Here is a 1,935-nt window from a genome sequence, read left to right on the forward strand (position 1 = left end):
AGATAACCCGCCTTCTAACTGGGTATCGTGGTATCGGAGATTTTATTATGAGACTGTCGTTGGCGGGTACGCCGTCCTTGACGCCGGCCGGCGACGGGGCGGGCACGGCGGGGATCTGCGTGCCGTGGTCGTCGTCGACCAGCGTGGTCTCGTCGAACTGCAGGCGTCCCGCCAGGACTTCGGTGGCCCGCTCGCGGTCGAACTCCTTGGTCCAGGTGCCGATGAGCACGGTCGCCACCGCGTTGCCCGCGAAGTTGGTCAGTGCCCGGGCCTCGCTCATGAAGCGGTCGATGCCCACGATCAGGCCGACGCCGTCGACGAGTTCCGGCCGGTGCGACTGGAGCCCGCCGGCCAGCGTCGCGAGCCCCGCGCCGGTCACCCCGGCCGCGCCCTTCGAGGCCACGATCATGAACAGCAGCAGCGAGATCTGCTCGCCCAGGGCGAGCGGCTTGCCCGTCGCCTCCGCGATGAACAGGGAGGACATCGTCAGGTAGATCGCGGTCCCGTCCAGGTTGAACGAGTAGCCCGTCGGCACGGTGATGCCCACCACCGGCTTGGAGACGCCCAGGTGTTCCATCTTCGCGATCAGCCGGGGCAGCGCCGATTCCGACGAGGAGGTGGAGAGGATCAGCAGGAACTCGCGGCCCAGGTAGCGCAGCAGCGAGAACACGTTGAGCCCGGTGCACACCCGCAGCAGGGTGCCGAGCACGACGACCACGAACAGCAGGCAGGTCGTGTAGAAACCGATCATGATGACGGCGAGCGACTTCAGTGCGTCGATTCCGGTTGCGCCGACCACCGCGGCGATCGCGCCGAACGCGCCCACCGGCGCCGCCCACATGATCATCGCGAGCACCCGGAAGACCAGCTTCTGCACGTGGCCGATGCCCCGGAGCAGCGGCTCGCCCGCCGGACCCATGGCCTGGAGCGCGAACCCGCACAGCAGGGCCACCAGCAGCGTCTGGAGCACCTGGCCGCCGGTGAAGGCCGAGACCAGGGTGGTCGGGATGATCCCGAGCAGGAATTCGGGCGTGCTCTGCGCCCCGCCCGCCTTGGCCTGTGCCTCTCCGGCGTGCTTGACGGCCTCGGTCAGGTGCAGTCCGCTGCCCGGCTCCAGCAGGTTCCCGACGACGAGCCCGATGGCCAGTGCCACCGTGGACATGATCATGAAGTAGCCGAGGGCGAGCCCGCCCACGGCGCCGACCTTGGCGGCCTTGCGCACCGACCCGATGCCCAGCACGATGGTGCAGAAGATCACGGGCGAGATCATCATCTTGATGAGGTTCACGAAGCCGGTGCCCAGCGGCTTGAGTTCCACGGCCGTGCCCGGCGCGGCGAAGCCGACGGCGATGCCGAGGAGCACCGCGGCGATCACCGCGATGTAGAGATAATGGGTCTTGTCGCGTCTGCCGGCCACGGCTCGCCTCCTGGTGCTGAATACGTCCCGGGAGGACCATCGCCCGAGGCTGTGACCCCGGTCACCGTTGCGTTCATTGAGTTCACACCCGGGTGCACACTGAACGCCATGTTCCGGTTCCCCCGTCCGCCGCGCAGCCTCGCCGGCCAGCTCTTCGCCATGCAGGTGCTGCTGGTCGCCGTGGTCGTCGCCGGCTGCGCGGTCTTCGCGTACGCCACCGCCCGCGGGCAGGCCGAGGAGGCCGCCCGGCGCCAGGCGGGGGCCGTGGCCCGCGCGGTCGCCGACTCCCCGTCCGTCCACGAGGCCGTGCGCGCGGCGGGTCGGGGCGGCAGCCCCTCGGCCGCCCTCCAGCCCTACGCCGAGCGGGTCCGCGTCGACTCCGGGGTCGACTTCGTGACGATCATGGCTCCGGACCTGTGTCGTTTACACATAAACGAGCCCCCGATACCCAATGGGATGGGGGTTTTGGGGTGTGTGTTTTTTGGTGTTTTTGTTGTTGGTGGGGTGTGTTGTTGTGG

The 1,935-nt window shown here is 68.6% G+C and carries 1 protein-coding gene and 1 pseudogene; one reads left to right on the forward strand and one right to left on the reverse strand.

Annotation, left to right across the window (positions count from 1 at the left end; all coding sequences use genetic code 11):
• The coding region (locus ACFXA3_RS41820; protein WP_385196638.1) for a cation:dicarboxylate symporter family transporter at window positions 1–1,417 on the reverse strand (1,417 nt) is incomplete at its 3' end.
• A 108-nt stretch (window positions 1,418–1,525) separates the two neighbouring features.
• Here ACFXA3_RS41820 and ACFXA3_RS41825 point away from each other — a divergent pair.
• Window positions 1,526–1,935 (forward strand): annotated as a pseudogene (locus ACFXA3_RS41825) (hypothetical protein); the annotation flags it as partial.

Origin of the sequence: Streptomyces sp. NPDC059456 (genome assembly GCF_042750055.1) — a bacterium.
In the GTDB taxonomy this organism is placed as follows: domain Bacteria; phylum Actinomycetota; class Actinomycetes; order Streptomycetales; family Streptomycetaceae; genus Streptomyces.